Source organism: Nocardioides sp. GCM10027114, from assembly GCF_042659625.1.
Taxonomy (GTDB): domain Bacteria; phylum Actinomycetota; class Actinomycetes; order Propionibacteriales; family Nocardioidaceae; genus Nocardioides.
Window position 1 is genome coordinate 149130 of sequence record NZ_JBHSSS010000006.1, and the last position, 26242, is coordinate 175371.

Genomic DNA, 26242 nt, shown 5'->3' on the forward strand with positions numbered 1-26242 from the left:
AGCAGCTTCACGCCCGCCCAGACGACGAGCGGGAACCCGATGAGGAGCAGCAGCAGTCCTTCGAGGGGCATCGCGGTCAGACCTTCCGCTCGATGAGGCCGGTGTCGACGTCGTAGATGAACCCGCCGACCTGCACGGAGTCCGGGATCAGCGGGTGGCTCTGCACCTTGCGGACGTCTTCACGCAGGCCGGCGACCTGATCGGTGATCACGTGGAAGCGGTGCCAGGTGGCGTCCGTGCCTGCGGACCGGCCGACCTTCTCCCGCAGCTCGGACTCGGTGTAGGCCGTCATGGCGCAACGCGTGTGGGGCACCACGAGGACCCGCTGGACGTTGAGCAGGTGGACGCCGAGCACCAGCGCCTCCAGGGCGGCCTCGGTGACCCGGCCGCCCGGGTTGCGGAAGATCTTGGCGTCGCCGTGGCGCAGCCCCAGCATCCGCAGCGGGTCGATGCGTGAGTCCATGCAGGTCACGATCGCGACGCCGGCGTGGGCGACGCCGTCGAACCCGCCGAGGTCGAACTCGGCGGCGAAGGAGCGGTTGGCAGCGAGGAGGTCGTCGAAGTCAGCCACGGGGTAGAAGGTAGCGGAGGCTCAGCCGGCCGAGCGCAGCATCTCGCGCGCGTCCACCGTTCGGGTGCCCGCGGAGCGGAACAGCACGAGCGCCAGGAGGCCGGCCACGACCGCGCAGAGCGCAGCGCCGGCGAAGACCGTCTGCTCCTGGGCGATGCCCGCCAGGCGGAGCAGGTCGGTGAACTCGTCGCAACGGCTGGCGCCCTCGCAGACGTCCCGCACGTTGGGCAGGTCCGCCTGCTCGGCGTAGTAGCTGCGCAGCCCCACCGTCGTGAGCGTCGAGATGCCGACGAGCATGCCCACCATGCGGGCGACGACGACGAGGGCGCTCGCCACCCCGTGGACGGCGTGCTCGGTGGTGGCGAGGACGGCGGCGTTCACCGGGGCGAGGGCGAGGCCGAAGCCGAGCCCGCCGAGCAGCAGCGGCACGTTGGAGGAGGCCTGGTCGAGCGAGGTGAGCCCCCAGTCGCTCATCATCCAGAAGGCGACGGCCGCCGCCCCCATCCCGGCCGCCGTGACAACGCCGGCGGGGAGCACCCGCGTGAGGTAGCCGCCGGCCACGGCGCCGACCGGCAGGGCGACGAGGAAGCGCACCAGCACCAGCGCCGCCATGAGCTGGGACTCGCTGTGCACCGTCGTCCTGGCGAACAGCGGGATGTCGATGAGCGCGGCGATGAGCGCCGCGCCGACGAAGAAGCTGACCAGCAGTGCGCCCCACGCAGGGGTACGCCGCATCGCACCGCGGGGGATCAGCGGTGCCGGGGCCCGGCGGACGTGGAGGACGAAGGCCACCGCAGCCACGGCAGAGGCCAGGAGGTACCAGAGGCCCTGGTCGGAGAAGACCTGGATCTCGGGGTCGGCGGTCGCGAAGGCGAGGATCACGCCGCCGAGCGTGGCGGCGAGGAACAGCGAGCCGACCAGGTCCGCCTCGCGCATGCTGCGCCACCAGCGGGGCAGGTCGACCAGCGGCCGCGCCGCGATGAGCGAGCGGACGAGGAAGAGGGCCGAGGCCACCATCGCGGTGACGCCGACGGGGGAGAGCCAGCGCCCGTCGGCGACGAACGGGATGAAGAGCTGGCCCCAGGTGAGGTCGCGCAGCAGCGCCCCGGGCTGGACGAAGGTGAGGACGCCGGCGACCAGCGCGAGCACCAGCAGGCCCGCGCCCAGCAGGTCGGGAGACGGCGTTCGCTCCCGGTCCGGTCGGTGTGGTCCGGGCTCGAGGGGGCGGGCCAGCGCCCGGATCGCCGCGGCGAGCACGAGCCCGACCACGAGGTTGATGGCGAAGATCGCCCGCCAGTCGGCCACGGCAAGCACCACGGCGCCGAAGAGGGGCCCGAGGACGCTGCCGATCTCCTGCACGGCGGAGACGACGCCGAGCGGGACGCCGCGCCGGTCGACGGGGTAGAGGTCGGCGACCAGGGCGAGGGTCGCCGGCACCAGCCCCCCGCCGCCGACTCCCTGCAGGAAGCGGCCGGTCACCATCGACGGCATGTCGTAGGCGACCGCCGTGACCAGCGAGCCGAGCGCGAACACGACGAGCGCGGCCACCAGCACCGGCACCCGGCCCCGCAGGTCCGCGATGCGGCCGATCAGCGGCAGCATCGCGACGTAGCCGAGCAGGAAGCCCGACACGATCGGGGCGGCGCGCTGGAGCTCGTCGATCGGCACCCCGACGGCGTTCATCATCTCGGGCAGCGCGAGCACCACGACGTAGGTGTCGGCGGCCGCGAAGGCCACCGCCACGGCGGCGAGGCCCAGCAGGAGGCGAGGTCGACCGGTCATCACGCAGTCATCGGTGGGTCGTCGGCGCCGGCGGGGTCATGGGGCGGTGATGTCCTGCTCGGTGCCGTAGCCCTCGAACGTGAGCGTGTAGGTCATCGACTCCGTGCCCGGGTAGAACACCCCGGTCAGGTCGGCCTGGCGAAGCTCGCCCTCCTCCGTGACCAGGAACGTCGCGGCGAAGTCGGACTCGGCGTCCGCGCTCGGGATGATCCGCTGCACCTCGGGACCGGACAGCACGCCGGCGTACTCGGTGAGCACCTCGCGGTTGTCCTCGCCGCCGCGGACGCTCTCGCCCGCCACGAGCTCCTCGGCGTCGGTGAGCAGCGAGGAGATGCCGTCCTCGGTGCTCATCAGCCGCGCGGGGTCCGGGGCGCCGTACTCGGCCGGGTCGACGTCGGACCAGCCGGACGTGAGCGGGATCTGGGCGTAGACCGTCCCGTCGACGGCGATCACGGGGACGTTGAAGTCCGTGCCCCCGAGCACGACGGTGATCGTGCCGTCGAAGGCGGCCGGGTGCACCCCGACCCCCTCCGCGGAGCGCAGGGCGGTGACACCGTCCGGCAGGTCGTCGGTGGCCAGCTCGATCCGTACCCCGCTCGTCTCGTCGAGGGTGGTGCGGGCCAGCTCCATGACCTCCTCGGGCGTCTGCTCGTCGGAGGCTGCCTCGCCGTCGTCGGAGCATCCGGCCAGGCCGCCGGCGAGCAGGAGCAGTCCCGCTGCCGCGGCGGCCGTCCGGGTGGCCCGGCGGAGGGGCGTGCGCGTCGTAGGCATGCGATCAGCCTTCCACACCGGCGGTGGCACCCAGCCGGTCCGCAACCGGCCCGGCGCACGCCACGATCGGCTGGCTGCCCGGGACACCGGAGCCGTCTCGACGGCCGGTCGGCTCGGGCAGGTCGACCGGGGCGCCGCTGGCGGCCGCGGCGCGGGCCGGGGCGGTGCCGGCCCAGGCGAAGACCAGCCCGTCCTCGCCCTTGAGGAAGCGGTGGCAGCGGACGCCGCCGGTGGCCCGGCCCTTGGCGGGGTACTCGCTGAAGGGGGCCACCTTGACCGAGCCGGGCTCGGTGCCGGGCAGGGCCGTCGCCGACCCGGAGACCGTCACCACGACGGACTCGGCCGCACCGACCGCGCCGAACCAGACGATCTCGTCGCCGGTCCCGAGCTTGATGCCCGCCATGCCGCCGCCGGCGCGGCCCTGGGGCCGCACGACCGAGGCGGCGAAGTGGAGCAGCTGGGCCTGGCCGGTGATGAAGCAGAGCGCCTCGTCGCCCGTGACCAGCTCGGTGGCGCCGACCACCTCGTCGCCGTCCTTGAGGCCGATGACCTCCCACTCGTCGCGGCTGAGCACCTCGGGGTTGACCCGCTTGACCACGCCCTGGCGGGTGCCGAGCGCCAGGCCCGGCCCGTCGGTGGCGAGGGACGAGAGTGCGAGCGCGCGCTCGCCGGACTCGAGCGACAGCACCTCGCTCAGCGGCAGGCCGCCCTGGAGGTTGGGCTCGTTGGCGCCCGCGGGCAGGGCGGGCAGGTCGAGCACGCCCAGCTTGAGCAGCCGGCCGCGGGAGGTGACCACGCCGATCTCGCCGCGCGCGGTGGTGCGCACCGCGGAGACGATCACGTCGTGGTTGGCCCGGCCGCCGCCGGTCCCGGGGTGCTCGGCGCTGCTGGTGCGGGCGAGCAGCCCGCTGGACGACAGGAACGCGAAGCACGGGTCGTCGGCGACCTCGAGCGGCACCGCGGCGGTGGCCACGGAGGTGCCTGCGGACTCCAGCAGCACGGTGCGGCGCGGGGTGCCGTAGGTCTTGGCGACCTCGCCCAGCTCCTCGGAGACGACCTTCCGCAGCAGGCCGTCGTCGGCGAGGATCGCGTCGAGCTCCTCGATGGTGCGCTGCAACTCCTCCTGCTCCTTCTCCAGCTCGATGCGGGAGAACTTCGTGAGCCGGCGCAGCGGCATGTCGAGGATGTAGTCGGCCTGGACCTCGCTGAGGTCGAAGATCTCGATGAGGCGGGCCTTCGCCGCGGCGGCGTTGTCGGACCCACGGATCACCTGGATGACCTCGTCGATGTCGAGGATCGCGACGAGCAGTCCCTCGACGAGGTGGAGCCGGTCCGCCGCCTTGCCACGGCGGAACACCGAGCGGCGTCGTACGACGTCGAAGCGGTGCTGCAGGAAGACCTCGAGCAGCTCCTTGAGCCCGAGGGTGCGGGGCTGCCCGTCGACGAGCGCCACGCTGTTGATGCCGAAGGAGTCCTCCATCGGCGTCTGCCGGAAGAGCTGCTCGAGCAACGCCTCGGGGTGGAAGCCGTTCTTGACCTCGATGACGAGGTGGAGACCCTTCTCGCGGTCGGTCAGGTCCTTGATGTCGGCGATGCCCTGGAGCTTCTTGCCCTGCACCAGGGTCTTGATGCGCTCGATGACCTTCTCGGTGCCGACTCCGTAGGGGAGCTCGGTGACGACGATCCCCTTGCGTCGGCCGATGGTCTCGATCCGGGTGGTGGCGCGCATCTTGAAGGTGCCGCGGCCGGTCTCGTAGGCGTCGCGGATGCCGTCGAGGCCGACGATCTTGCCGCCGGTGGGCAGGTCGGGGCCGGGGATGAAGCGCATCAGGCCGTCGACCGAGGTCTCGGGGTGCTTGATGAGGTGCCGCAGCGCCTGCACCACCTCGATGAGGTTGTGCGGGGCGATGTTCGTCGCCATGCCGACCGCGATGCCCGTCGCGCCGTTGACGATCAGGTTCGGGATCGCGGAGGGCAGCACCGACGGCTCGAGCTCGCGGCTGTCGTAGTTGGGCTTGAAGTCGACGGTGTCCTCGTCGATCGAGGCGGTCATCGCGACGGCGGGCGGCGCCATCCGGCACTCGGTGTACCTCATGGCGGCGGGGGAGTCGTCGGGCGACCCGAAGTTGCCGTGCCCGTCGACCATGGGGAGCCGCAGCGACCACGGCTGGGCCATCCGGACGAGTGCGTCGTAGATCGCGCCGTCGCCGTGGGGGTGCAGCCGACCCATCACGTCGCCGACGACGCGGGCGCTCTTGACGTGGCCGCGGTCGGGCCGCAGGCCGTTGTCGTTCATCGTGTAGAGGATCCGGCGCTGCACCGGCTTCAGGCCGTCCCGCGCGTCGGGCAGGGCGCGGGAGTAGATGACGGAGTAGGCGTACTCCAGGAACGACGACTCCATCTCCTGGGTGATGTCGGTGTCGAGGATGTGCTCCTCGAAGTCGTCGGGGGGCTCCTGCGTCGTCTTCCGTCGTGCCATGGCCCGCATTCTCCCCGGCGGCCTCGCGCGTTCGGCCGCGGGCACGCCGGATTCACCCGCGCACGCTAGATTTCGCCACGTGACCGGTCCGGAGCCCACTGACCAGGACGCGCCGCGAGCCCCCCGCCACTGGGCGGCGGACGTGCTGCTGCGCGACGGCGGGACCGCGCACATCCGCCCGATCGGGCCCGATGACGCCGACCTGCTGGTGGACTTCTACGGCCGGGTCTCGGACGAGTCGAAGTACTACCGCTTCTTCAGCCCCATGCCGCGGCTCTCCGAGCGCGACGTCGCCCGCTTCACGCAGGTCGACCACAGGGAGCGCGTCGCGTTCATCCTCATGCTCTCGGGCGAGATGATCGCGGTCGGCCGCTACGACGTGCTCGAGCCGGGGGAGGCCGAGGTCGCGTTCCTCGTCGAGGACCGCCACCAGGGCCGCGGGATCGGGCAGGTGCTGCTCGAGCACCTCGCCCAGGCCGGCCGCGAGAACGGCGTCGAGAAGTTCGTCGCGGAGGTCCTGCCCGACAACCTGCGGATGATCAACACCTTCCGCGACGCCGGCTACAAGGTCGCCACCGAGTACGACGACGGCGTCGTCGCCCTCGAGTTCCCCATCGACCCCACCGACACCGCCATCGGGCTCATGGCCAACCGCGAGCACCACGCCGAGGCCGCGTCCATCGAGAAGTTCTTCACCCCGCGCTCCGTGGCGGTCATCGGCGCCAGCCGCCGCCAGGACACCATCGGCCAGACGCTGGTGCGCAACCTCGTGATGGGCAACTTCAGCGGGCGGGTCTACGCCGTCAACCAGAACACCCACGCGGTCGCCGGCCTGCCGGCGTACCCCACCGTCAACGACATCCCCGACGAGGTGGACCTCGCGGTCGTCGCCGTCCCCGCCGAGGCGGTGGAGGACGTCGTCCTGGACTGCGCCGCGAAGGGCGTCCACGGCCTGGTCGTGATCTCGTCGGGCTTCGCCGAGACCGGCGAGGAGGGGCGGCAGCGGCAGCGGCGGCTGGTGGGCCTCGCCCGGTCCTACGGCCTGCGCCTCATCGGCCCCAACTGCCTCGGCATCATCAACACCGCGCCGGACCGCTCGCTCAACGCCTCGCTGTCGACGCTGATGCCGCCCCGCGGCCGCGCCGGGTTCTTCTGCCAGTCCGGCGCCCTCGGCTCGGCGATCCTCGAGAAGGTCAACAACCGGGGCCTCGGCCTCTCGACGTTCGTCAGCGCCGGCAACCGCGCCGACGTCTCGGGCAACGACCTGCTGCAGTACTGGGAGGAGGACGACAGCACCGAGGTCGTCCTGCTCTACCTCGAGTCCATCGGCAACCCGCGCAAGTTCTCCCGGATCGCACGCCGGGTCTCGCTGCGCAAGCCGATCATCGCGGTGCGCTCGGGCCGCACCACCCAGGGCGTGCCGATGGGCCACGCCGTGCGGCAGATCGCCGCGCCGCCGCAGGCCGTGGACGCGATGTTCCGGCAGGCCGGCGTGATCCAGGTCGACACGCTCGAGGAGATGTTCGACGTCGCCCAGCTGCTGGCCCACCAGCCGCTGCCGCGGGGGCGCCGGGTCGCCATCGTCGGCAACTCCGACGCGCTCGGCCTGCTCGCCGCCGACGCCGCGGCCGCCGTCGGGCTGGTGGTCAACAAGTCCGTCGCGCTCGGCGCCGATGCGACCGCCGAGGACTTCGAGGACGCCCTCGACGACGCCATCGACGACCCGGACGTCGACTCCGTGGTCGCGGTCTACATCCCTCCCCTCAACGTCTCCGGCGAGGACGTCGCGAACGTGCTGGCCGCCGTCGGGGAGCAGTCCGACAAGCCGCTCGTCTCGTCGTTCCTCGGCGCCGAGGGCGTCCCGGAGCTGCTGCGCGTCCCCGACGTCGCCGGCAACACCGCCGGCCGCGGTTCCGTCCCGTCGTACCCCGCCGTCGAGGCGGCGGTCCGCGCGCTCGCCCGCGTCGTCGGGTACGCCGTGTGGCTGCGCACCCCGGACGGGCCGCCGGTCGACCTCGAGGACGTCGACCCGCCGACCGCGAAGCGGCTGGTGATGCAGGTGCTCACCCGCGAGCCCGACGGTGCCGAGCTCGACCAGGACGAGCTCACGGAGCTGCTCGGCGCCTACGGCATCCACCTGTGGCGGACGCTGCCGGTCGAGGACCCGAAGGCCGCGGTCGAGGCGGGTGCCGAGCTCGGCTGGGACGTGGTGCTCAAGGCGACGGCCGAGCACCTGCGCGAGCGGCCCGACCTCGCCCACGTGTGGCGCAACATCGACACCCCCGAGGAGATGCTCGACGCGTGGGAGTCGCTCAACGAGCTGATCACCGAGCCGGAGAAGGCCGGCTTCGTGGTGCAGAAGAACTCCCCGCCGGGCGTCCCGGTCGCGATCCGCAGCATCGAGGACCCGCTCTTCGGCCCGGTCGTCTCGTTCGGCATCTCGGGCCCCCTCGTCGAGCTCGTCGAGGACAAGGCCTACCGGATCCCGCCGCTGCTCGGCGGCGACGCGGCGGCGATGGTCCGGGAGATCCGGTCCTCCCCGATGCTGTTCGGCTACCGCGGCAGCGAGGTCGTCGACGTGGCCGAGGTGGAGCGGCTGATCCTGCGGGTCTCGCAGCTGCAGAACGACCTGCCGCAGGTCAGCTCGCTGGACCTGTCGCTGGTGCTCGCCGGCGCGGACGGCGTCAAGGTGCTCACCGCGGGGGCGCGGGTCGACCAGGTTCTCGACCCGCGGTCGGACTGGTTCGTGCGGCGGCTCTCCCGCGCGCCGGGGGACACGCTGCCCACCTGACGGGCGCGTGACAGACTTCTGGCATGCGTACACGCACGACCGACGACCGCGACCGCACGCTGGAGCTGCGGGAGGCGATCCACCGGACCGGCTACTACCCCGAGGTGGTCGCCGACGGTGTCGAGGGTGCCGTCGCGGGGGAGCAGGTGGTCTCCTTCTTCGTCCACCACGAGCCGACGTTCGAGCGTGACGAGGTCCGCCGCCACCTCACCGTGGTGGTGCTGACGCCGAGCCGGCTGGTCGTGGCGCACACCGACGAGCACCCGGGCGACGACCTGCTGCCGGAGCCCTACACGTCCACGTCCACCGAGGCGATCAGCTTGACGGCGGTGAAGTCCGTGGTCGTCACGCGGATGACCACCAACCCGACCTCCGGGCCCACCCCGCCTGCCGAGGCGGTCATGACGATCGGCTGGGGCGGGGTGAGCCGGATCGACCTCGAGCCGGCCGGCTGCTCGGACCCCCAGTGCGAGGCCGACCACGGCTACACCGGCGTGCTGTCCTCCGACGACTTCTCGCTGCGGGTCTCGGCCGCGGCCGACGGCGGTGACGCCGTGGGCGGGCTGCTGGCCTTCGCCGAGTCGCTCTCGGCGCGGACGCAGGGGTGACGCACGGGTGACCGGCCTCACGGGGGTGGGGGCCTTCGTCGAGCCGGCCTACCACCAGCGCTCGCTGGGTGACGTGGTCCCCGCGGTCGCCGCGGCGCTCGGCAGTCCCATCGACGAGCAGCCGTCGGGCCTGCTGCTGCCGGGGGCCCCGTCGTACGTCGTGTTCCTGGTCGACGGCCTCGGCGCCGAGCTGCTGCGCCGCTACGCGCACGCCGCGCCCTTCCTGTCCTCCCTGCTCGAAGGCGACCTGCTCGAGGGCGGAGCCGTCGGCACCGCCGGGGTGCCCTCGACCACGGCGACCAGCCTGACCTCCTTCGGGACGGGCCTGACTCCGGGCGCGCACGGCCTCGTCGGCTTCACCTCGCGGGTCCCGGGCACCGACCGGCTGCTCAACGCGCTGGCGTGGGACAAGCAGGTCGACCCGGTCGAGTGGCAGCCCCACCCCACGGCGTTCGCGCGCCTCATGGCGGCCGGCGTCACGGTGACGGTGGTCAACAAGCGGGAGTTCCGGGGCAGCGGACTCACCGTCGCCGCCCACCGCGGCGCTGAGTACGTCGGCGCCGACCGGGTGGGGGAGCGGATCGCCGCGGTGGCCGCCACCTCGTCCGTGCGCCCCTCGATGACCTACATGTACGACGGCGACCTCGACTGGACCGGGCACCGGTTCGGGGTGGCGTCGAGCCAGTGGCTCCAGCAGCTGTCGATGGTCGACGCGGAGGCCGAGCAGCTGCGCGAGACGCTGCCCGCCTCGACCCGGCTGGTGGTCGTCGCCGACCACGGGATGGTCGACAGCCCGCCCGAGGCCCGTGTCGACGTCGACGAGGTGCTCGAGATGCGGGACGGGGTGGTACTGCTCGGCGGCGAGGCGCGGTTCCGGCACGTCTACTGCGCCCGCGGCGCCGTCGACGACGTGGTCGCGACCTGGCGGGCGGTGCTCGGCGACCGTGCCGAGGTGCTCAGCCGCGACGAGGCCGCCGCCCGCGGCTGGTTCGGCCCCCTGACGCCTGCCGTCCGGCCGCGGATCGGCGACGTGGTCGTCGCCTGCCGCGGGGACGCCGCGGTCATCTCCACCGCCGACTTCGGCTACGAGGCCACGCTCGTCGGCCTCCACGGCTCGCTGACGCCGGCCGAGATGCTCATCCCGATGCTCGTCTGCTGACAGGTCCGTCGGGGCGGTCACAGCCGCGACGGGTCCACCTCGATCGAGACGGTGACCTCGTCGCCGTCGTCCTTGCCGCCGCGGATCCGGGCGGGGACGGGCAGCAGCCAGCCGGCCTTCGTGTCGCGCCAGACACTGGTCGACCACGACCGGCCGTCGACCACCGCGGTGACCGGCACCCGGCCGAACGGGCCGGCCTGCTCCGGGGCGTGCTCCTCGGGCACCGGCGCGAACACCCAGGCGGCCTCGCCGGTCCAGCGCACGAGGGTCGCGGTGAACTCCACGGGGACATCCTGCACCCCGCCACCGGCCTGCTCAGCCGAACGGCAGCGGCTCCGGGGCGAGGCTGACAGCCTTGGCGCGGGCGGCGGTCAGCCGGCGCCGGTGGTGCTGGCGGCAGAGCACCTCGTAGGCGACCTCGGGGGGCCCGGACTGGGGGCCGGCCTCGGGGTCCCCCTGGCTCTCGACGTCGCCGACGACGACCACGTCGCCCTCGACCACCATCGTGCCGTTCTCGGTACGGGCGTTGTGGGTGGCGCGCTTGCCGCACCAGCAGAGCGCCTCGACCTGGAGCACGTTCATCCGGTCGGCCAGCTCGACGAGCCGGCGGCTCCCGGGGAAGAGCTCGCTGCGGAAGTCGGTGAGGATGCCGAACGCGAAGACGTCGATCTGGAGCTCGTCGACGATCTTGGCGAGCCCGTCGATCTGGTCGGGCGTGTAGAACTGGGCCTCGTCGCAGATCAGGTAGTCGATCCGGCCGCCCGCCGTGAGCGAGGTGACAACGTACTTCCAGAAGTCGAAGTCCGCGTCGACCTCGATCGCCTCGTGGGTGAGCCCGAGCCGGCTCGACAGCAGCGCGGTCCCGGCGCGGTCGTGGGTGGTGAAGATCCGGCCCTCGCGGCCCCGCGCCGCGTGGTTGTGGTTCACCTGCAGGGCCAGCGTGCTCTTGCCTGAGTCCATGGTGCCGGTGAAGAAGTGCAGTTCAGCCACGGGGGGAGATCCTGTCACAGCCGACTCGGGCAGGATGGGGCGCCATGACCAGTCCGCTCATCTCCGTCGACGAGCTGCGCGCCCTGCCGACGGCCCCGGTCCTGCTGGACGTGCGCTACCGCACCGGCGGCCCCTCCGGGTACGACGAGTACCTCGCCGGGCACCTGCCGGGCGCCGCCTACGTCGACCTCGACGCCGACCTGGCCGCGCCGCCAGGTCCCCGCGGCCGGCACCCGCTGCCCGAGGTCGCGGACCTCGAGGTGGCGCTGCGGCGCGCCGGGGTCCGTGGCGACCGCACCGTGGTCGTGTACGACGACTGGGAGGGCCGGGCCGCGGCCCGCGCCTGGTGGCTGCTCCGCTTCCACGGCCACCCCGACGTCCGCGTCCTCGACGGCGGCTGGTCCGCCTGGAGTGCCGCCGGCGGGGAGGTCGCGACCGGTCCGGTCTCCCCGGAGCCCGGCGACTTCGTGGCGGCCCCCGGCGCGATGCGAGTCGTGGGGCCGGAGGCGGTGCCGGAGGTGGCCGTGCTCGTCGACGCCCGGGCGCCCGAGCGCTACCGGGGCGACGTCGAGCCGCTGGACCCGGTCGCCGGGCACATCCCGGGCGCCGTCAACGTGCCGACGACCGTCAACGTCGACGCTGTGGGCCGGTTCCGCCCGGCGGCGGAGCTCCGCGCGGTGTATGCCGCGGTCGGCGCCGTGCCGGGCGCCGACGTGGCGGCGTACTGCGGCAGCGGCGTGACCGCGGCGCATGACGTGCTCGCCATGGAGCTCGCCGGGATCGACGCCGCGCTCTACCCGGGCAGCTGGAGCGAGTGGGTGGCCGACCCCGCGAGGATGGTGGAGGCGGGATGACGGACACGCTGCTCGTGCTCGGTGCCGACGGGGACCTGACCCGTCGGCTGCTCTTGCCGGGGCTGGGGACCCTGCTGGCCGGTGACCGGCGTGAGGGGAGGCGTCCCCCGGTGCTGCTCGGTGCCGGCCTGCGGGACCTCAGCGCGACCGAGTGGCGGCAGCGGGTCCGCGGCGGCCTCTCCGACGGGGGTGCGCGGGGCGGTCCTTCGAAGGAGGTCGTGCGGAGCACCCGTTACCGCAACGTGGACGTCACCGACGTCACGGCGCTCGCCCAGCTGCTCGACGAGTGCGAGGGGCGAGCCGCGATCTACTTCGCCCTGCCGCCCTCGGTCACCGCCGCCGCGTGCGAGGCGCTGCTCGGGCTGGAGCTGCCGCCCGGCACCGTGCTCGCGATGGAGAAGCCCTTCGGCACCGACCGGTCGTCGGCGGCGCGCCTGAACGGCCTGGTCACCTCCCTCGTCCCGGAGGGGCAGGTGTTCCGGGTCGACCACTTCCTCGGCCGGGCCGACGTCCTCAACGTGCTCGGTGTGCGTTTCGCCAACCGCCTCCTGGAGCCCGTCTGGAACAACCAGCACGTCGAGTCGATCGAGATCGTCTACGACGAGGATCTCGCGCTGGAGGGGCGAGCGGGCTACTACGACCGCGCGGGCGCGCTGGTCGACATGGTCCAGAGCCACCTGCTGCAGGTGATGGCGCTGGTCATGATGGAGCCGGTGGCCTCGATCGACAGCCACAGCTTCCGGGAGGCCCGCAACGCGGTGCTGCGCGCCACCCGGCTCGCCGGTCCGCCGGCCGACGTCAGCCGGCGGGCGTGTTACACGAAGGGGCGGATCGGGCGGCGGGAGGTGCCGGCGTACACCCGGGAGCCCGGGGTCGACGTGTCCCGGCGCACCGAGACGCTCGCCGAGGTCACGGTCGAGGTGCGGAACCCGCGCTGGGCCGGTGTCCCGGTGACCCTGCGGTCCGGCAAGGCGCTCGGAGCCCCGCGCAAGGAGGCGGTGGTCCGGCTGCGGCCGGTCGCGCACCTGCCCGCGGGCCTGGTGGGGCACGAGACCCCCGACACGGTCACCATCGGCTTCCGCCCGCCGCGGCTCGGTATCCACCTCGACGTCTCGGGCGAGGGGGACCCCTTCGACCTCTCGTCGACCGCGCTCGCCGCCGAGCTCGACCCCGGCGAGCTCACCGCCTACGGCGAGGTGCTGGCCGGGATCCTCGACGGTGACCCGCTCCTCGCGGTGCGCGGCGACACCGCAGAGGAGTGCTGGCGGATCCTGGAGCCCGTGATCGAGGCGTGGCGGGAGGACGAGGTGCCGATGGACACCTACCCCGCCGGAAGCGCGGGGCCGCCGGCCTGGTGACGGGACGGCATCACCAGTGGACGCCCTTGAGGACCCGGGCGAGCATGATCTGCTCGGACTCCCGGCCCGCCTCGGCGTCGCCCTTGGCCGCGGCCGAGTCCGGGAAGACGTGGTAGGCCATGTTGAGGATCCGGAACATCGTCTTGGGAGCGAGCGTGTGTCCCACCGAGCCGACGTTCCCGAGCAGGGTGTTGATCTCGTGGGGGCGCTCCACCAACGCCTTGACCACCAGGTTGGCGGCCTGCGCCGGTGAGATGGTGGGGACCTTGTCGTAGAGCTTGGTCGGGGCGATCATCGGCGTCCGCACGAGCGGCATGTGGATGGTCGTGAAGGTGACCCCGTCGCCGACCAGCTCGCTGGCGACGACGTTGCTCCACGCGTCGAGTGCGGCCTTGGAGGCGATGTAGGCGCTGAACCGTGGCGGGCTGGTCTGCACGCCGATCGACGAGATGTTGACGACGTGGCCGCGGCCCTGCTCCTGCATGGTCGGCAGCAGGCCCATGACCAGCCGGATGGCGCCGTAGTAGTTCAGCTGCATGGTGCGCTCGAAGTCGTGGAAGCGGTCCTGCGACAACCGCAGCGAGCGCCGGATGGAGCGGCCTGCGTTGTTGACCACGAAGTCGACCGAGGGCACCTCGGCGACGATCTGCTCGACGAGGCGGTCGATCGCGTCGAGGTCGGTGAGGTCGCACGGGAAGACGTACGCCGTGCCGCCGCGCTGCTCGATGGTCGCCCGGGTGTCCTCGAGCTTGTCCTTGCTGCGCGCGACGAGGACCGGCACGCCGCCGGCCTGGGCGACCTTGAGCGCGGTCACCAGCCCGATGCCGGACGAGGCGCCGGTGATCACGACGTGCTTGCCGGCCAGGGCCTCCCGGTTCTTCGGGTCGCGGCCGGTGGCGGTGTCGAGGTGGTCCTCCCAGTAGCCGAACAGCGTGTCGGCGTAGGACTCGAGGTCGGGCACGGAGATGCCGGACCCGGCCAGCGCCTTCTCGGTCCGGCGCGAGTCGAACTCGGCGGTGAAGCTGGTGTGGGCCAGTACCTCGGCGGGGATGCCGAGCCGGCCGATCGTCTGGTCGAGGAGCAGCTGCGCGGGGGCGGACTTCACGACGCTGTTCAGCACCGAGAGAGGGCGCACGGCGCGCGGGAGCAGCCCGAGCGGGCCCGCGTTGGTGACGGACCGGTCGACCGGGGTGGCGAACTGCGGCGCCCCGGCGGCCTTGCAGAAGAGGTTGATGACGTCGACGACCGGCTGCGGGTCGGGGTTGACGAGGTGGAACGCCTCTCCGTCGAGCCCCGGCTGGTGGGCGAGGTGGTCCATCGCCTTGACGACGTAGTCGACCGGCACCACGTTCGTGTCGCCGAGGTCGACGCCGACCATCGGCAGCCAGCCCGGCAGGGTGCGCAGCCGCTTCATGAGCGGGAAGAAGTAGTAGGGGCCGTCCACCTTGTCGATGGCGCCGGTCTGGCTGTCGCCGACGACGATGGAGGGCCGGTAGACCCGCCACGGCACCGTCGCCTCGTCGCGGACGAGCTTCTCCGACTCGTACTTCGTGCGGTGGTACGGCGAAGGGAGGAGCTGGCCCTCCTCGAACATCGTCTCGTCGAAGTGGCCGTGGTACTCGCCGGCCGCTGCGACGGACGAGACCTGGTGGAAGCAACCGACCTTGAGCTGGTCGGCGAGCTGCAGGGCGTGGCGCGTGCCCTCGACGTTCATGACCTGGTTGGTCTCGTCGTCCGCGGTCATGTCGTAGACGGCCGCGACGTGGAAGAAGTGGTCGATGCTGCCGGCGTGCTCGGTGACCCAGCGCTTGGCGACCCCGAGGTTGCGCGCGGAGAGATCGCCCACGACCGGGATCACCCGTCGGGTGTCCCAGCGGCGGATGAGCGCCTCCATGCGTGGCAGCGACCCCTTGCGGACGAGGACGTAGATGTCCCCCTCGCGGTGGTCGAGCAGCTCCTGGACCAGGAACCTGCCGATGAACCCGGTCGCTCCCGTGACGAAGTACGACATGGGCGTGACACTACCGCTGAGTAGTCCTGATGAGGAGGTCCGCGGCGATGTGAGGACGGTCGCCGTAGCGCCGGCCGGAACCCGTCGTTAGCCCGGCCCTACTCGGCCTTGCCGCCGCCGAACATGATCTCGTCCCAGCTCGGCACGGACGCGCGGCCCTTGCGCTTGGCGGGGCGACGCGGGCGCTCCGGCTCCGCCGCAGGCTCCGGCTCGGGGGTGGCCTCGGCGGCGGGCTCGGGCCGGGCCTGGGGCTGGGCCTGGGGCTGGGCCTGCGGCTCGGGCTGGGGGGCCGCGGGCTCGTCGAGGAACGCCTCGGCCGGCTGGTCGGTCACGAGCTCGATCGCGTCGTCGCCCAGCTCGTCGCCCAGCTCGTCACCCAGCTCGTCACCCAGCTCGTCACCCAGCGGCAGCTGCTCGGCAGCCACGGCCGAGAGCCGACGCTGCCGGGCCTGCTGGAGGTCGTCGCGGGCCGGTTCCCCGTCCGGGACCGGCTTCTCGACCTGCTCGCCGAGGAGCCAGCGTGCCTCCTCGTTCTCCGCGACCACGTAGTTGCCGGGAGGATCGAAGGCGAAGGTCGCCTGCCCGCTGCGCTGCGAGGTCGAGAAGTCGCCGACGAGGGACCAGCGGCCGTCCTCGCGGCGCCACGCGTCCCAGTTCACGGTGGTGGGGTCGACGTTGAGCGAGCGCAGGTGGAAGGCGACGACGTCGCCGAGCGTGCGGGCCCCTCCGGCACCGCCCGCACCACCTCCCTGGTCGCCGCCGCGGCGGCGCACGGAGGACCGCTGGGCGCGGTCGGCGACGTGCTGCCGCTCGGCGAGCACCGGGGCGGCGAAGGCCATGATCCGGTCCACGGTCGTCTGCGCGGCCTGGGCCACGGCCTCGGGGGTCTCGCCGGACCGGATCCGCGCTTGGATGTCGCGGGGGCGGAGTGCGCTGTCCATCTTGATCTCCATTCGTCGTCCGGCGCCTTCTCCGCGCAGTGCGGCCCGGAGCCGGGCGTCGATGTCGAGCGTGAACTCGACACCCTTGTCACTGACGAGGAGCAGGCGCTTGCCGTCGTCGCTCAAGCCAGTGAGCGTGAGGTGCGCCATCGGTTGTCCCTGCTCCTGCCGTGTCTCCGGGGTCTGCCGTCCGGTTCGCCCGAGCCTACGCCAGCGAGCGGCCCCGACGTCGCTCCCGTGGCGGCGTGCCCCGGTAACCTCGTGGCCCGTGCAGCCCGAGCCCTCGACGACCCTGGTGGTGCTGGACCTCCTGGGCATCTTCGTGTTCGCGATCTCCGGCGCGCTCGTCGCGGTTCGCAAGGAGCTCGACGTCTTCGGCGTGCTGGTGCTGGCCGGCACGACCGGGCTCGGGGGCGGCTTCCTGCGCGACGTGCTGATCGACGCGACGCCGCCGGCGGCGCTGGCCGACTGGCGCTACCTGCTGGTGCCGGTCGCCGCTGGTCTGCTGACGTTCGTCTACCACCCGGCGCTGGGCCGCATGGAGCGGCAGGTGAACGTGTTCGACGCCTTCGGACTGGCGCTCTTCTGCGTGACCGGCGCACTCAAGGCCCTCGAGTTCGGGCTCGGCCCGGTGCCCGCCGCGCTGATGGGCATGGTCACCGGGATCGGGGGCGGCATGGTCCGTGACGTGCTGGCCGGCCGGGTGCCGGTCACCTTCCGCGGCGAGCTCTACGCCACTCCGGCGCTGGCGGGGGCCGCGATCGCCGTGGCCTCCGTGTCCTGGGTCGACCTGCCCACGCTCGTCGTGGCGCTGCTGGGCGGCGGCACCTGCCTGACGTGGCGGCTGCTGGCGATCTGGCGGCACTGGCAGGCCCCCGTGCCGACAGGTCCCGCGTCGGTCTGACGACGGCTCGCCCTGCTGAGTGGTCTGGTCGGGCTGGCGCTCACGTCGTCGCGGGTGTAACTCAGAGGAGTGCATCGGCTCCGGGGCGTGGCCGTTGCCGCACGGGCCATCTCCACCACCGTCGTGCTGTGCGTGCTCAGCGCGCTGCTGGTGTCCTCGACGGCTGCCGTCGCGAGCGGTCCCACGCCGACCTCCACCACCTGGACCTACGACCAGGCTGCCCACCAGCTCGTCGGGCCGCCCGGCACCGAGCCGTTCGCGATCAAGAACGGCACCGCCGTGGGCGACGGCTACGGCGAGTGGGCCGTCCGGTTCACCACCGCGCCAGGGCTGGCGTACTTCACCGGCTCCGGGTTCCCTGCCCCCGGCGCCGACGACTTCGCCTGGACCGTCGACCTCGCGGTGGACTGGATCCGGGCCAAGTCCACCGCCAACGTCGCCCAGGCCGGTCTGTACTCGGAGCAGCAGATCAAGCTGCAGCTCACCCGGACCGGGGTGCCGCAGTGCGTGCTCAACGGCACCGGCGGACGGGTCTTCGTCACCTCCGCGGGCGCGAGCCTCGCCGATGGCGGGCTGCGCCACACCGTCTCGTGCTGGCGCAGCGGCGGCACCGTCGGGATCACCGTCGACTGCGTGAGCACCACCAGCACGTTCGCGCTCGGCAGCATCGCGCCGACGACTGCACCGACGGTCGGCAACCGCTCACTCACCGGCAAGGCCGGTGACCAGCTCTACGGTCGTGTCTGGCGACTGACCGTCGACACCGGCCCCGGGGCAGGCCCGCCGTGCTGAGCCGCCGGCCGGGGGCTCAGTCGCCGAGCGTCCGCCGCAGGTAGGCGTTGCCGAACAGCCGTGCCGGGTCGAGCCGTTCGCGCAGCGCGAGGAAGTCGGCGAACCTCGGGTAGAGGTCGGCCAGCTCCTCGGCGCCCAGCGAGTGCAGCTTCCCCCAGTGAGGGCGGCCACCGTGCGCCCGCAGCACGGGCTCGACCCCGGCGAAGTACGCCGTGTGGTCGGCGTCGCGGTGCGTGTGGAACGCGAGGTACACGGTGTCCCGCTCGTACGCCGTCGACAGCGGCACGTCGTCGGCCGGCGCGGCCCGGATCTCCACGGGGAAGCCCACCCGCCACCCGGACCGCTCGATCACCCGCCGCGCTTCGCGGAGCGCAGCGAGCCCCTGCTCGCGCGGCACGGCGTACTCCATCTCCCGGAAGACCACCCGGCGCGGGGAGGTGAGCACCCGGTGGGCCACGTCGCTGTAGGTGCGTGCCGAGAGCAGGCGGGCGTTGACCCGGTTCATGCGGGGGATCACCGCCGGGACCCGGTTGGCGCCGGCGAGCACCGCACCGAAGAGGGTGTTGGCGAGCAGCTCGTCGTCGAGCCAGGCCCGCCAGCGGGGGAGCGGCGCCGCCTCGGCGACCGGGGCCGCGAGCCGGTCGTTGCGCTTGGTGAGCAGCCGGTCGGTGTGGGGGAACCAGTAGAGGTCGACGTGGTGGTGGGTGTCGACCAGCTCGTCGAACGACCCCAGCGCCCGGTCCCACGACATCGGCTCCTCCGTCGCCTCGAGCAGGAAGATCGGCTCGACCCGGAACGTGACCGTGGTCAGCACGCCCAGCGCGCCGAGCCCGACCCGGGCGAGGTCGAGGACGTCGGGGTTCTCGGTCGCGGTCGCGCGCAGCACCTCGCCCTCGCCGTTGACCAGCTCGAGGGCGGCCACCTGGGCCGCGAGCCCCGCGGTCACTCCGCCCGCGCCGTGGGTGCCGGTCGAGATGGCGCCGGCGACGGTCTGCTCGGCGATGTCGCCCATGTTGTGCAGCGACAGCCCGTGGGCCTCGAGCTCGGCGTTCAGCACGTGCAGGGGGGTGCCGGCCCGGACGGTGGCGGTCATGGCGTCCCGGTCGACGGCGACGAGGCCGGTCAGCCGGCGCGGCGAGAGGAGCGTGTGCTCGGGCCGCGCGATCCCGGTGAAGCTGTGGCCGGTGCCGACCATCTTGACGGGCGTGCCCTCGTCGCGGGCCCGCGCCACGGCCGTGGCGACGGCGTCGGTGTCGACGGGGTGCAGGACCCGGGCCGGTCGCGCGGACTCGAGCCCCGACCAGCTGCGCCACTCCACGGGAGGAGCCTAGAGGGGGCCAGGGGGGCCTAGAGCGGTGTGGTGGGCGCCGGCACGGGCTCGCGCAGCGGCAGCCGGCGCGGGATCGCCTGCGCCGCGACCGCGGCCACGGCACCCGCGCCGGCGGCGACGAGGTACGCCGGGGACGCGCCGGAGGCGTCCACGACGACGCCGGCCAGCGTGGCGCCGGGGGCGACGCCCGCCACGATCCCCGTGTGCATGACCATCATCCCCTCGGTCAGCCGCCCCGGCGGCACGACCTGCTCGGTGAGCGACATGGTGGCGATCATGGTCGGCGCGATCGCGAAGCCGGCGACGAAGAGCGCTGCGCCCATCACCCAGACCGATCCGACGAAGGCCAGCGGCAGCATCGCCACCATCATCCCGGCTGCGCCCCAGCGGACCCGGTGGTCGGGGCCACGGCGCCAGTGCACGGCGCCGGTGAGCACGCCCGAGACCAGGCTGCCGAGGGCGTAGAGCGCCAGCAGCACGCCGGCGTACCCCTTGCTGCCGGCCTCCTCGGCGAAGGCGACCGTGGCCACCTCGGCGGCGCCGAAGAGGGTGCCGAGGGCCGCCGAGACGAGGGCCAGCGGCAGGACCGTGGCCCACGGCATGGCCGGCCGTGGGCCCTTCGGCCCGGTCGGCCGCTCGACCGGGGGCTCCGTCCCGCGCTGCGCGGCGAAGGCGAGCGTGCCGACCACGCCGGTGACGACCGCGGTGCCGAGGCCGGCCACCGGGTGCCACGACGTGGCGAGGACGGTGACGAGGATGGGCCCGAGGATGAAGACCGCCTCGTCGGCGACCGCCTCGAGGGCGAACGCCGTCTGCAGTTGGTCGGGGGAGCGGACCGCATGCGACCAGCGCGCGCGCACGCACGCGCCCACGGACGGGAGCGTCGCGCCGGCCACCACGGCGAGCGCGTAGGCCAGCGGCAGCGGGGAGTCGGCCTCGACCGCCCACATCATCAGCGACAGGCTGACGCCGAAGACCACGATCAGCACGGCGAGCACCCGTGCCTGCCCGAAGCGGTCGAGCAGCCGGCCCTGCACGATCGCGGCGCCGCCGTTGGCGACGAGGTAGGCCGCGGAGACCGAGCCGGCGAGGCCGTAGGAGCCGGTGGCCTCGGAGACGAGCAGCACGATGCCGAGGCTGACCATGGCGATCGGGAGGCGCGCGACGAGGCCGGTCGCGCTGAAGAGGGCAGCGCCCGGCAGCGCGAGGATCCGGCGGTACGACGCGAGCATGGCAGGAGTGAGCGTAGGGCTCGGTGACAACCGCACCCAACCGGATATCGAGGGGCGACCACCCAGTCCGGGGTATGACGGGACCGGGGCTCCGTCGCTGTTGCGCGCGCTCCCTACGATGGGGCGCATGCTGCACGACGTCGCGCCGTACGACGCCCTGCTCCTGGTCTCCTTCGGGGGCCCGGAGAAGCCCGAGGACGTGGTCCCGTTCCTCGAGAACGTCACCAGGGGCCGGGGCATCCCGCGGGAGCGGCTCAAGGAGGTCGGCGAGCACTACTTCCTGTTCGGGGGCCGCTCGCCGATCAACGACCAGAACCGCGAGCTGCTCGCCGCGATCCGCGAGGACCTGCGCGGCGCCGGCATCGACCTCCCGGTCTACTGGGGCAACCGCAACTGGGACCCCTACCTCCGCGACGCCGTGGCCGAGATGAAGGCGGACGGGGTGACCCGGGCCGCGTGCTTCGTCACCAGCGCCTACTCGTCGTACTCCGGCTGCCGCCAGTACCGCGAGGACCTCTTCGACGCCGTGTCGGACGTCGAGGGGGCGCCGCGCCTCGACCGGCTGCGCCAGTACTTCAACCACCCGGGCTTCATCGAGCCGGTGGTCGACGCCACCCTCGCTGCCCTCGCCGACCTGCCCGAGAAGGCCCGCGACGGCGCGCACCTGACGTTCGTGACGCACTCGATCCCCGAGGTGATGAACGACTCCAGCGGCCGCAGCGGCGGCGCCTACGTGCTGCAGCACCGCAGTGCGATGGCCGAGGTCGTCGACCGGGTCCGCCAGGAGACGGGCCGCCGCAACCCCCACGGCCTCGTCTACTGCTCCCGCTCCGGGCCACCGCACGTGCCCTGGCTGGAGCCGGACGTCAACGACCACCTCGAGGACCTCAAGGCGCAGGGCGCACCCGGCGTGGTGATGATCCCGCTCGGCTTCGTCTCCGACCACATGGAGGTCATCTACGACCTCGACACCGAGGCCGTGGCCACCGCCGAGAAGCTCGACCTGCCGGCCGTCCGGGCCGCCACCCCGGGCGTCGACCCCCGCTTCGTGGCGATGATCCGCGACCTGCTGGTCGAGCGCGCCGCGACCGAACGCGGCGAGGAGCCGACACGCACGGCCGTCGGCAGCATGCCCGCGTGGTTCGACGTCTGCGGCGTGGGCTGCTGCCCGAACCCGCGGGGCCCGCGGCCGGCGCTGTGCGGCCTGGACTCCTGAGCGCGGACTCGTGAGCGGGGACGTCGACCACCGGGAGCTGCTGCGCCTCGCCGAGTCGGTGGCCCGCGAGGCAGCCGCGCTGGTCCGCGAGCGGCGCCGAGACGGCGTCGAGGTCACCGGCACCAAGTCCAGCGACATCGACATCGTCACCCGGGTCGACCAGGAGTCCGAGGACCTGATCCGGCGGCTCATCCTCGACGCCCGCCCCGACGACGGCTTCCTGGGCGAGGAGGGCCACGACGAGGCGGGGACCTCCGGGGTCCGCTGGATCGTCGACCCGATCGACGGCACCGTCAACTTCCTCTACGGCATCCCGCAGTACGCCATCTCCGTCGCCGCCGAGTGCGACGGCGTGACCGTCGCGGGCGTGGTGCTCGACGTCGCCGCCGACGCGGCGTACACCGCGGTGCGGACGACCTCGGCGGACGGCGCGAGCCTCGTCGACGCGCGCCGCGAGGGCGTGCCGTTGCAGGTGCGCGGGCCGGCGCCGCTCCATCAGCGGCTCGTGGCCACCGGCTTCCACTACGTGACGGAGCTGCGCGAGCTCCAGGCGGCCGCGGTCGGCCGCCTGCTGCCGCGAGTCCGCGACATCCGGCGGCTCGGGGCCTGCGCGCTCGACCTCTGCCACGTCGCCGAGGGCCGGCTGGACGGCTACGTCGAGGAGGGCGTGAAGCCCTGGGACCACGCGGCCGGGGCGCTCGTCGCCGAGGGAGCCGGTGCCCGGGTCGAGCTGCTGCGCGGGGCGGGCGGCAACGACCTCGTGCTGTGCGCGCCCGCGCACGGCTACGACGCCCTGCTGGACGCCGTGCAGGAGGCAGGATTCACCACCCCGACCGGGGAATAGCCGACCTTCACAGACTGTTCACGCGACACGACGTGGGACCGGTGTGCGGCAGGCACCATCGATGGTGCACAATCTGGCGCCGACGACGAGACGATCGTGGGACGGCCGGGGCTCATGGGGAGTTGGAGGAACGACGATGGCGACCGATTACGACGCGCCGCGCAAGAACGAGGAAGACCAGTCAGAAGAGAGCATCGAAGAGCTCAAGGCACGCCGGCACGACAAGAACTCCGGCAAGGTCGACGAGGACGAGGCTGAGGCCGCTGAGTCGTTCGAGCTGCCCGGGGCGGACCTCTCCCACGAGGAGCTGGCCGTCGAGGTCAAGCCGAAGCAGGAGGACGAGTTCACCTGCATGAGCTGCTTCCTGGTGCACCACCGCAGCCAGCTGGCCGACGAGAAGAAGCTCATCTGCCGCGACTGCGCCTGATCACGCACCAGGCGAGAGACGAGAGAAGGCCGCAACCCGGACGGGTTGCGGCCTTCTGCGTGCCTGCTGTGTGCCTGGAGTAGTGCGGGGCTACTGGCCGTCCTTGACCAGGTCGGGCGGCAGGTGCCCGGTCGACTTGGTGTAGTAGGAGGCGGCCTTGCGCTGCGCGAGCATCCGCGCCAGCGCGATGAACGCTCCGGTGACGAGCGCCCAGCTCACCGCCTCCCAGATCTCCACGTCGGGGTCGGCAGGGTTCTCCGGCGGCTTCTTGCCGGTCGCGACCTGCCACGACTTGTCGAGCGTCTTCCTCGCCACGGCGGCCGCGCCGACCGCGGACACGAGCGAGAAGACCGACCAGACCTTCGATCCAGATGCCATGGGCCGACAGTACCCAACCGTCAGTCGCGAGAACCCGTCGGCGCGAGGGCGGCCAGTGCAGCCGCCAGCCGGTCGGGGTGCCGGGTGCTCACCAGCCAGTACGGCGTGGGGTCGGCCGGGTCGCTGATCTCGACGCGCACCGCGCGCTTGAGGTAGGGCCGCAGCACCAGGTAGGCGCGGGCGTCGGCCTCGACGCCGGCGGTGCGCCGGGTGGCGTCGGCGTCGAGCGGTGTGGCGGCACCGAGGTGGTGGCCCTCGATCGCGGCCCGCCCGGCGCGGAAGACCCCGTCGCGGACCTGGACCCGCGGGGAGCCCCAGGCGGTCAGCAGGCCGGCCATCAGCGCGGCCCCGCCCAGCCCGATGCCCAGCGCCGCGACCTCGGGGAGCGCGACGACCACGGCCAGCCACAGGCTGGCGACCAGCATCGTGCCCTGCACCCACCAGCGCAGCGGCACGCGCAACCGCTCGTCGTACTCCACGGGGTGAATGGCCACGGGAGAATCGTAGGAGCCGACGGGTAGGGTCCCGGCCGTGCCCCCCGAGCTCGACGTCAGCGTGGTCCGCCTGGACCCCGACCTGCCCCTGCCCTCCTACGCCCACCCGGGCGACGCCGGCGCCGACCTGGTGACTGCGGTCGACGTGACGCTGAAGCCGGGGGAGCGGGCGATGGTGCCGACCGGGGTGGCGCTGGCGCTGCCCGACGGCTTCGTCGCGCTCGTCCACCCGCGATCGGGCCTGGCGGCGCGCCACGGCCTCTCGATCGTCAACACCCCCGGCACCATCGACGCCGGCTACCGCGGCGAGATCAAGGTGATGCTCATCAACCACGACCCGGTCGAGCCGATCGAGCTGCGGCGCGGCGACCGGATCGCCCAGCTGGTCGTGCAGCGCTTCGAGCGGGCGCGGTTCGTCGAGGTCGACAGCCTCCCCGCGTCGGTGCGTGGTGACGGGGGATACGGTTCTACCGGGGGATTCGGTCCGTCGGGCCGTGCAGGGACCCCCGAGGAGAGCCAGCCCCACACCGACCGGGAGACGTCGTGAAGTTCCGCCGCAGGTCCGAGCCGTCCGAGCCCGTCGAGGCTCCGGCCGACGAGCCGGTGACCCCCAAGGTCGGGCCCTTCGACATCGACGACGTGGACGGCGACGGCGTGGCTCGGGTCGACCTCGGCTCGCTGCTGATCGCCCCCGAGCCGGGCCGCGAGCTGCGGCTCCAGGTCGACGAGCGCAGCCAGCAGGTCCAGGCCGTCCTGCTCACCGGCTCCGACGGCGCGCTGGAGCTGCGTGCCTTCTCGGCGCCCCGCAACGGCGACCTGTGGGACGAGGTCCGGCCGCAGATCGCCGCCGACATGGCACGGCGCGGTGGCACCGCCACCGAGCGCGAGGGCTCCTTCGGGCCGGAGCTCGTCTGCCAGCTCACCGTCACCACCGAGGACGGCCGGACCGCCACCCAGCCGTCGCGGATCATCGGCGTCAACGGCCCGCGCTGGATGCTGCGCGGCACCCTCCTCGGCCGGCCGGCCGTCGACCCGGAGAGCGCCGCAGCGTGGGAGGCGTCGTTGCGCAACGTCGTGGTGCGCCGCGGCGAGCACGCCATGCCGGTCGGCGACCCGCTGCCGGTGACCGTGCCCTCCGATGCGCGGCGGGTCCCGCCGCCGGGCGCCTAGGCTGGTTGCGTGGCCGAGAGCACGACCAGGGGCCCGGCGGAGAAGAGCCGGCTGCGACAGGCACTGAGCCGGTGGGCCAGCCCCAACGACCAGCACGACCGCGACCTGCGGCGCACCTACGCGCTTGCGGGCGTGCAGAGCATCGCCGAGGCGCCCGACCGCGACCGGGTGGTGCTGCGCGGCTCGCTGCGCACCGTCACGCTCCGTCCGCGGGGCGGCGTGCCGGCCCTCGAGGCCGAGCTGTACGACGGCTCCGGCGCGATCGTGCTCGTGTGGCTGGGTCGCCGGCGCATCGCCGGTATCACCCCCGGCCGCGCCGTCCAGGTCGAGGGCCGCATCGGCACCGCCGACGGCCACCGTGTCCTCTACAACCCCCGATACGAGCTGATCCCGTGAGCCCTGATCCCGTGAGCCCCGATCCTATGAGCCCCGAGACCTCGGCGACCCCCACGACCCTCACCGTCGAGGCCGTCGTCCGCAAGCAGCTCTCGACGGCGCTGGGCGGCAAGCGCGGGATGCTCGAGGCGGCGGTCCCGACCATCACCTTCACGGTCATCTGGCTGACCACCCGCGAGCTCCGCACGGCGCTGCTGGTCAGCGTCGCGGCGGCGCTGCTGCTGCTCGTGGTCAGGCTGGTGCAGCGCTCGACCGTGCAGTTCGTGGTCAATGCGCTCGTCGGCATCGGCATGGGGTGGCTCTTCGTGACCATGTCGGCCCGGTCCGGCGGCAGCGCCGACGACCAGGCGCTCGCCTACTTCCTGCCCGGCATCCTCTACAACGCCGGCTACTCCGTCGTGCTGGCGTTCACGTGCCTCATCGGCTGGCCGCTGGTCGGCTTCATGGTCGGCAGCGTCACCGGGGACGCCACCGCCTGGCACCGCGACAAGCAGGTCGTGCGGCTGTGCACGACCCTCACCTGGGTCCTCGTCGCGCCGTGCGTGCTCCGGGTGCTGGTGCAGGCGCCGCTGTGGCTCGGCGCGAAGTCCGGCGCGGTCGACGTCGACACCGCCATCGCGGCGCTCGGCGTCCTCAAGATCGTGCTGGGCTGGCCGCTCCAGCTCGCCGCTCTCGCGGGGATGGTGGCGCTGCTCGCCCGCGACCGGACCCCGGTGGAGCCGTCGCGGGCCTGAGCCGCCCCCC

The 26242-nt window shown here is 73.1% G+C and carries 26 protein-coding genes; 14 read left to right on the forward strand and 12 right to left on the reverse strand.

The window, feature by feature from the left end; all coding sequences use genetic code 11:
• Window positions 1-76 precede the first annotated feature (76 nt).
• From ACFP2E_RS03850 to ACFP2E_RS03865, 4 genes are read right to left on the reverse strand one after another with little or no spacing between them, the layout of a single operon-like run.
• Window positions 77-571: a beta-class carbonic anhydrase gene (locus ACFP2E_RS03850; RefSeq protein ID WP_378521193.1), complete on the reverse strand. Its 495-nt coding sequence runs from the start codon at window positions 569-571 to the stop codon at window positions 77-79.
• 21 nt (window positions 572-592) lie between these two features.
• Entirely contained in the window at window positions 593-2353 is a 1761-nt protein-coding gene (locus ACFP2E_RS03855; protein ID WP_378521192.1) for an MFS transporter, read from the reverse strand.
• 36 nt (window positions 2354-2389) lie between these two features.
• Window positions 2390-3124 (reverse strand): LppX_LprAFG lipoprotein, encoded by a 735-nt coding sequence (locus ACFP2E_RS03860; protein ID WP_378521191.1) that lies wholly within the window; start codon window positions 3122-3124, stop codon window positions 2390-2392.
• A gap of 4 nt (window positions 3125-3128) precedes the next feature.
• Entirely contained in the window at window positions 3129-5603 is a 2475-nt protein-coding gene (locus tag ACFP2E_RS03865; protein ID WP_378521190.1) for a DNA topoisomerase (ATP-hydrolyzing) subunit A, read from the reverse strand.
• A gap of 79 nt (window positions 5604-5682) precedes the next feature.
• Between ACFP2E_RS03865 and ACFP2E_RS03870 the strand changes: the two genes are divergently transcribed.
• The 3 genes from ACFP2E_RS03870 to ACFP2E_RS03880 are packed head-to-tail and all read left to right on the forward strand — an operon-like array spanning window position 5683 to window position 10161.
• Window positions 5683-8394 (forward strand): GNAT family N-acetyltransferase, encoded by a 2712-nt coding sequence (locus tag ACFP2E_RS03870; RefSeq protein WP_378521189.1) that lies wholly within the window; start codon window positions 5683-5685, stop codon window positions 8392-8394.
• Between the two features lie 23 nt (window positions 8395-8417).
• Window positions 8418-9002 (forward strand): DUF5998 family protein, encoded by a 585-nt coding sequence (locus ACFP2E_RS03875; protein WP_378521188.1) that lies wholly within the window; start codon window positions 8418-8420, stop codon window positions 9000-9002.
• 7 nt (window positions 9003-9009) lie between these two features.
• Window positions 9010-10161, forward strand: coding sequence for an alkaline phosphatase family protein (locus ACFP2E_RS03880; RefSeq protein ID WP_378521187.1), 1152 nt, complete (start codon window positions 9010-9012; stop codon window positions 10159-10161).
• A 17-nt stretch (window positions 10162-10178) separates the two neighbouring features.
• Here the strand turns inward: ACFP2E_RS03880 and ACFP2E_RS03885 are convergent, their stop codons facing one another.
• Both ACFP2E_RS03885 and ACFP2E_RS03890 read right to left on the reverse strand, forming a co-directional pair.
• Entirely contained in the window at window positions 10179-10445 is a 267-nt protein-coding gene (locus ACFP2E_RS03885; protein WP_378521186.1) for a DUF1905 domain-containing protein, read from the reverse strand.
• Between the two features lie 31 nt (window positions 10446-10476).
• Window positions 10477-11151, reverse strand: a complete 675-nt coding sequence (locus ACFP2E_RS03890) for a thymidine kinase (protein ID WP_378521185.1) — start codon at window positions 11149-11151, stop codon at window positions 10477-10479.
• 44 nt (window positions 11152-11195) lie between these two features.
• Here ACFP2E_RS03890 and ACFP2E_RS03895 point away from each other — a divergent pair, with 44 nt between their 5' ends.
• Both ACFP2E_RS03895 and ACFP2E_RS03900 read left to right on the forward strand, forming a co-directional pair.
• Window positions 11196-12005 carry a sulfurtransferase gene (locus tag ACFP2E_RS03895; RefSeq protein WP_378521184.1) on the forward strand — a complete coding sequence of 270 codons (810 nt, stop codon included), beginning with the start codon at window positions 11196-11198 and terminating at the stop codon, window positions 12003-12005.
• Window positions 12002-13363 carry a glucose-6-phosphate dehydrogenase gene (locus ACFP2E_RS03900; RefSeq protein ID WP_378521183.1) on the forward strand — a complete coding sequence of 454 codons (1362 nt, stop codon included), beginning with the start codon at window positions 12002-12004 and terminating at the stop codon, window positions 13361-13363. Before ACFP2E_RS03895 ends, ACFP2E_RS03900 begins: the two co-directional genes overlap by 4 nt.
• A 10-nt stretch (window positions 13364-13373) precedes the next feature.
• Here the strand turns inward: ACFP2E_RS03900 and ACFP2E_RS03905 are convergent, their stop codons facing one another.
• Window positions 13374-15374, reverse strand: coding sequence for an SDR family oxidoreductase (locus ACFP2E_RS03905; protein WP_378521182.1), 2001 nt, complete (start codon window positions 15372-15374; stop codon window positions 13374-13376).
• A 98-nt stretch (window positions 15375-15472) separates the two neighbouring features.
• Window positions 15473-16633 (reverse strand): septation protein SepH, encoded by a 1161-nt coding sequence (gene sepH / locus ACFP2E_RS03910; protein WP_378539273.1) that lies wholly within the window; start codon window positions 16631-16633, stop codon window positions 15473-15475.
• Between sepH and ACFP2E_RS03915 the strand changes: the two genes are divergently transcribed.
• Together ACFP2E_RS03915 and ACFP2E_RS03920 are read left to right on the forward strand one after the other, a co-directional pair.
• Window positions 16584-17219, forward strand: a complete 636-nt coding sequence (locus ACFP2E_RS03915; RefSeq protein ID WP_378521180.1) for a trimeric intracellular cation channel family protein — start codon at window positions 16584-16586, stop codon at window positions 17217-17219. The genes sepH and ACFP2E_RS03915 overlap by 50 nt on opposite strands.
• A gap of 87 nt (window positions 17220-17306) precedes the next feature.
• Complete coding sequence (locus ACFP2E_RS03920; RefSeq protein ID WP_378521179.1) at window positions 17307-18011, forward strand: hypothetical protein; 705 nt, start codon at window positions 17307-17309, stop codon at window positions 18009-18011.
• 16 nt (window positions 18012-18027) lie between these two features.
• Here ACFP2E_RS03920 and ACFP2E_RS03925 read toward each other — a convergent pair whose 3' ends face one another.
• On the reverse strand, window positions 18028-19329 hold the full coding sequence (locus ACFP2E_RS03925; protein ID WP_378521178.1) for a D-arabinono-1,4-lactone oxidase: 1302 nt from the start codon (window positions 19327-19329) through the stop codon (window positions 18028-18030).
• Between the two features lie 29 nt (window positions 19330-19358).
• Complete coding sequence (locus ACFP2E_RS03930; protein WP_378521177.1) at window positions 19359-20573, reverse strand: MFS transporter; 1215 nt, start codon at window positions 20571-20573, stop codon at window positions 19359-19361.
• Between the two features lie 127 nt (window positions 20574-20700).
• Between ACFP2E_RS03930 and ACFP2E_RS03935 the strand changes: the two genes are divergently transcribed.
• From ACFP2E_RS03935 to ACFP2E_RS03945, 3 genes are all read left to right on the forward strand, one after another.
• On the forward strand, window positions 20701-21789 hold the full coding sequence (locus ACFP2E_RS03935) for a ferrochelatase (protein ID WP_378521176.1): 1089 nt from the start codon (window positions 20701-20703) through the stop codon (window positions 21787-21789).
• Between the two features lie 10 nt (window positions 21790-21799).
• Window positions 21800-22633, forward strand: a complete 834-nt coding sequence (locus ACFP2E_RS03940) for an inositol monophosphatase family protein (RefSeq protein ID WP_378521175.1) — start codon at window positions 21800-21802, stop codon at window positions 22631-22633.
• 136 nt (window positions 22634-22769) lie between these two features.
• Complete coding sequence (locus ACFP2E_RS03945) at window positions 22770-23060, forward strand: DUF4193 domain-containing protein (RefSeq protein ID WP_378521174.1); 291 nt, start codon at window positions 22770-22772, stop codon at window positions 23058-23060.
• Window positions 23061-23150: 90 nt separating this feature from the next.
• Here ACFP2E_RS03945 and ACFP2E_RS03950 read toward each other — a convergent pair whose 3' ends face one another.
• Together ACFP2E_RS03950 and ACFP2E_RS03955 are read right to left on the reverse strand one after the other, a co-directional pair.
• Window positions 23151-23438 (reverse strand): DUF4235 domain-containing protein, encoded by a 288-nt coding sequence (locus tag ACFP2E_RS03950; RefSeq protein WP_378521173.1) that lies wholly within the window; start codon window positions 23436-23438, stop codon window positions 23151-23153.
• 20 nt (window positions 23439-23458) lie between these two features.
• Window positions 23459-23932 carry a DUF3093 domain-containing protein gene (locus tag ACFP2E_RS03955; RefSeq protein ID WP_378521172.1) on the reverse strand — a complete coding sequence of 158 codons (474 nt, stop codon included), beginning with the start codon at window positions 23930-23932 and terminating at the stop codon, window positions 23459-23461.
• Between the two features lie 37 nt (window positions 23933-23969).
• Here ACFP2E_RS03955 and dut point away from each other — a divergent pair, with 37 nt between their 5' ends.
• From dut to ACFP2E_RS03975, 4 genes are read left to right on the forward strand one after another with little or no spacing between them, the layout of a single operon-like run.
• Window positions 23970-24479 (forward strand): dUTP diphosphatase, encoded by a 510-nt coding sequence (gene dut / locus ACFP2E_RS03960; protein WP_378521171.1) that lies wholly within the window; start codon window positions 23970-23972, stop codon window positions 24477-24479.
• Window positions 24476-25102, forward strand: a complete 627-nt coding sequence (locus tag ACFP2E_RS03965; protein WP_378521170.1) for a DUF3710 domain-containing protein — start codon at window positions 24476-24478, stop codon at window positions 25100-25102. Before dut ends, ACFP2E_RS03965 begins: the two co-directional genes overlap by 4 nt.
• Before the next feature lie 51 nt (window positions 25103-25153).
• Window positions 25154-25498 (forward strand): OB-fold nucleic acid binding domain-containing protein, encoded by a 345-nt coding sequence (locus ACFP2E_RS03970; protein WP_378521329.1) that lies wholly within the window; start codon window positions 25154-25156, stop codon window positions 25496-25498.
• A gap of 26 nt (window positions 25499-25524) precedes the next feature.
• Window positions 25525-26232, forward strand: a complete 708-nt coding sequence (locus ACFP2E_RS03975; RefSeq protein ID WP_378521169.1) for a DUF3159 domain-containing protein — start codon at window positions 25525-25527, stop codon at window positions 26230-26232.
• Window positions 26233-26242 lie beyond the last annotated feature (10 nt).

Coding starts and splice junctions, on each gene's coding strand:
- ACFP2E_RS03855 (WP_378521192.1), bottom strand. CDS start 2,353: ATGACCGGTCGACCTCGCCTCCTGCTGGGCCTCGCCGCCGTGGCGGTG.
- ACFP2E_RS03860 (WP_378521191.1), bottom strand. CDS start 3,124: ATGCCTACGACGCGCACGCCCCTCCGCCGGGCCACCCGGACGGCCGCC.
- ACFP2E_RS03865 (WP_378521190.1), bottom strand. CDS start 5,603: ATGGCACGACGGAAGACGACGCAGGAGCCCCCCGACGACTTCGAGGAG.
- ACFP2E_RS03875 (WP_378521188.1), top strand. CDS start 8,418: ATGCGTACACGCACGACCGACGACCGCGACCGCACGCTGGAGCTGCGG.
- ACFP2E_RS03895 (WP_378521184.1), top strand. CDS start 11,196: ATGACCAGTCCGCTCATCTCCGTCGACGAGCTGCGCGCCCTGCCGACG.
- ACFP2E_RS03900 (WP_378521183.1), top strand. CDS start 12,002: ATGACGGACACGCTGCTCGTGCTCGGTGCCGACGGGGACCTGACCCGT.
- ACFP2E_RS03905 (WP_378521182.1), bottom strand. CDS start 15,374: ATGTCGTACTTCGTCACGGGAGCGACCGGGTTCATCGGCAGGTTCCTG.
- sepH (WP_378539273.1), bottom strand. CDS start 16,633: ATGCCCAGGAGGTCCAGCACCACCAGGGTCGTCGAGGGCTCGGGCTGC.
- ACFP2E_RS03930 (WP_378521177.1), bottom strand. CDS start 20,573: ATGCTCGCGTCGTACCGCCGGATCCTCGCGCTGCCGGGCGCTGCCCTC.
- ACFP2E_RS03935 (WP_378521176.1), top strand. CDS start 20,701: ATGCTGCACGACGTCGCGCCGTACGACGCCCTGCTCCTGGTCTCCTTC.
- ACFP2E_RS03945 (WP_378521174.1), top strand. CDS start 22,770: ATGGCGACCGATTACGACGCGCCGCGCAAGAACGAGGAAGACCAGTCA.
- ACFP2E_RS03950 (WP_378521173.1), bottom strand. CDS start 23,438: ATGGCATCTGGATCGAAGGTCTGGTCGGTCTTCTCGCTCGTGTCCGCG.
- ACFP2E_RS03975 (WP_378521169.1), top strand. CDS start 25,525: ATGAGCCCCGAGACCTCGGCGACCCCCACGACCCTCACCGTCGAGGCC.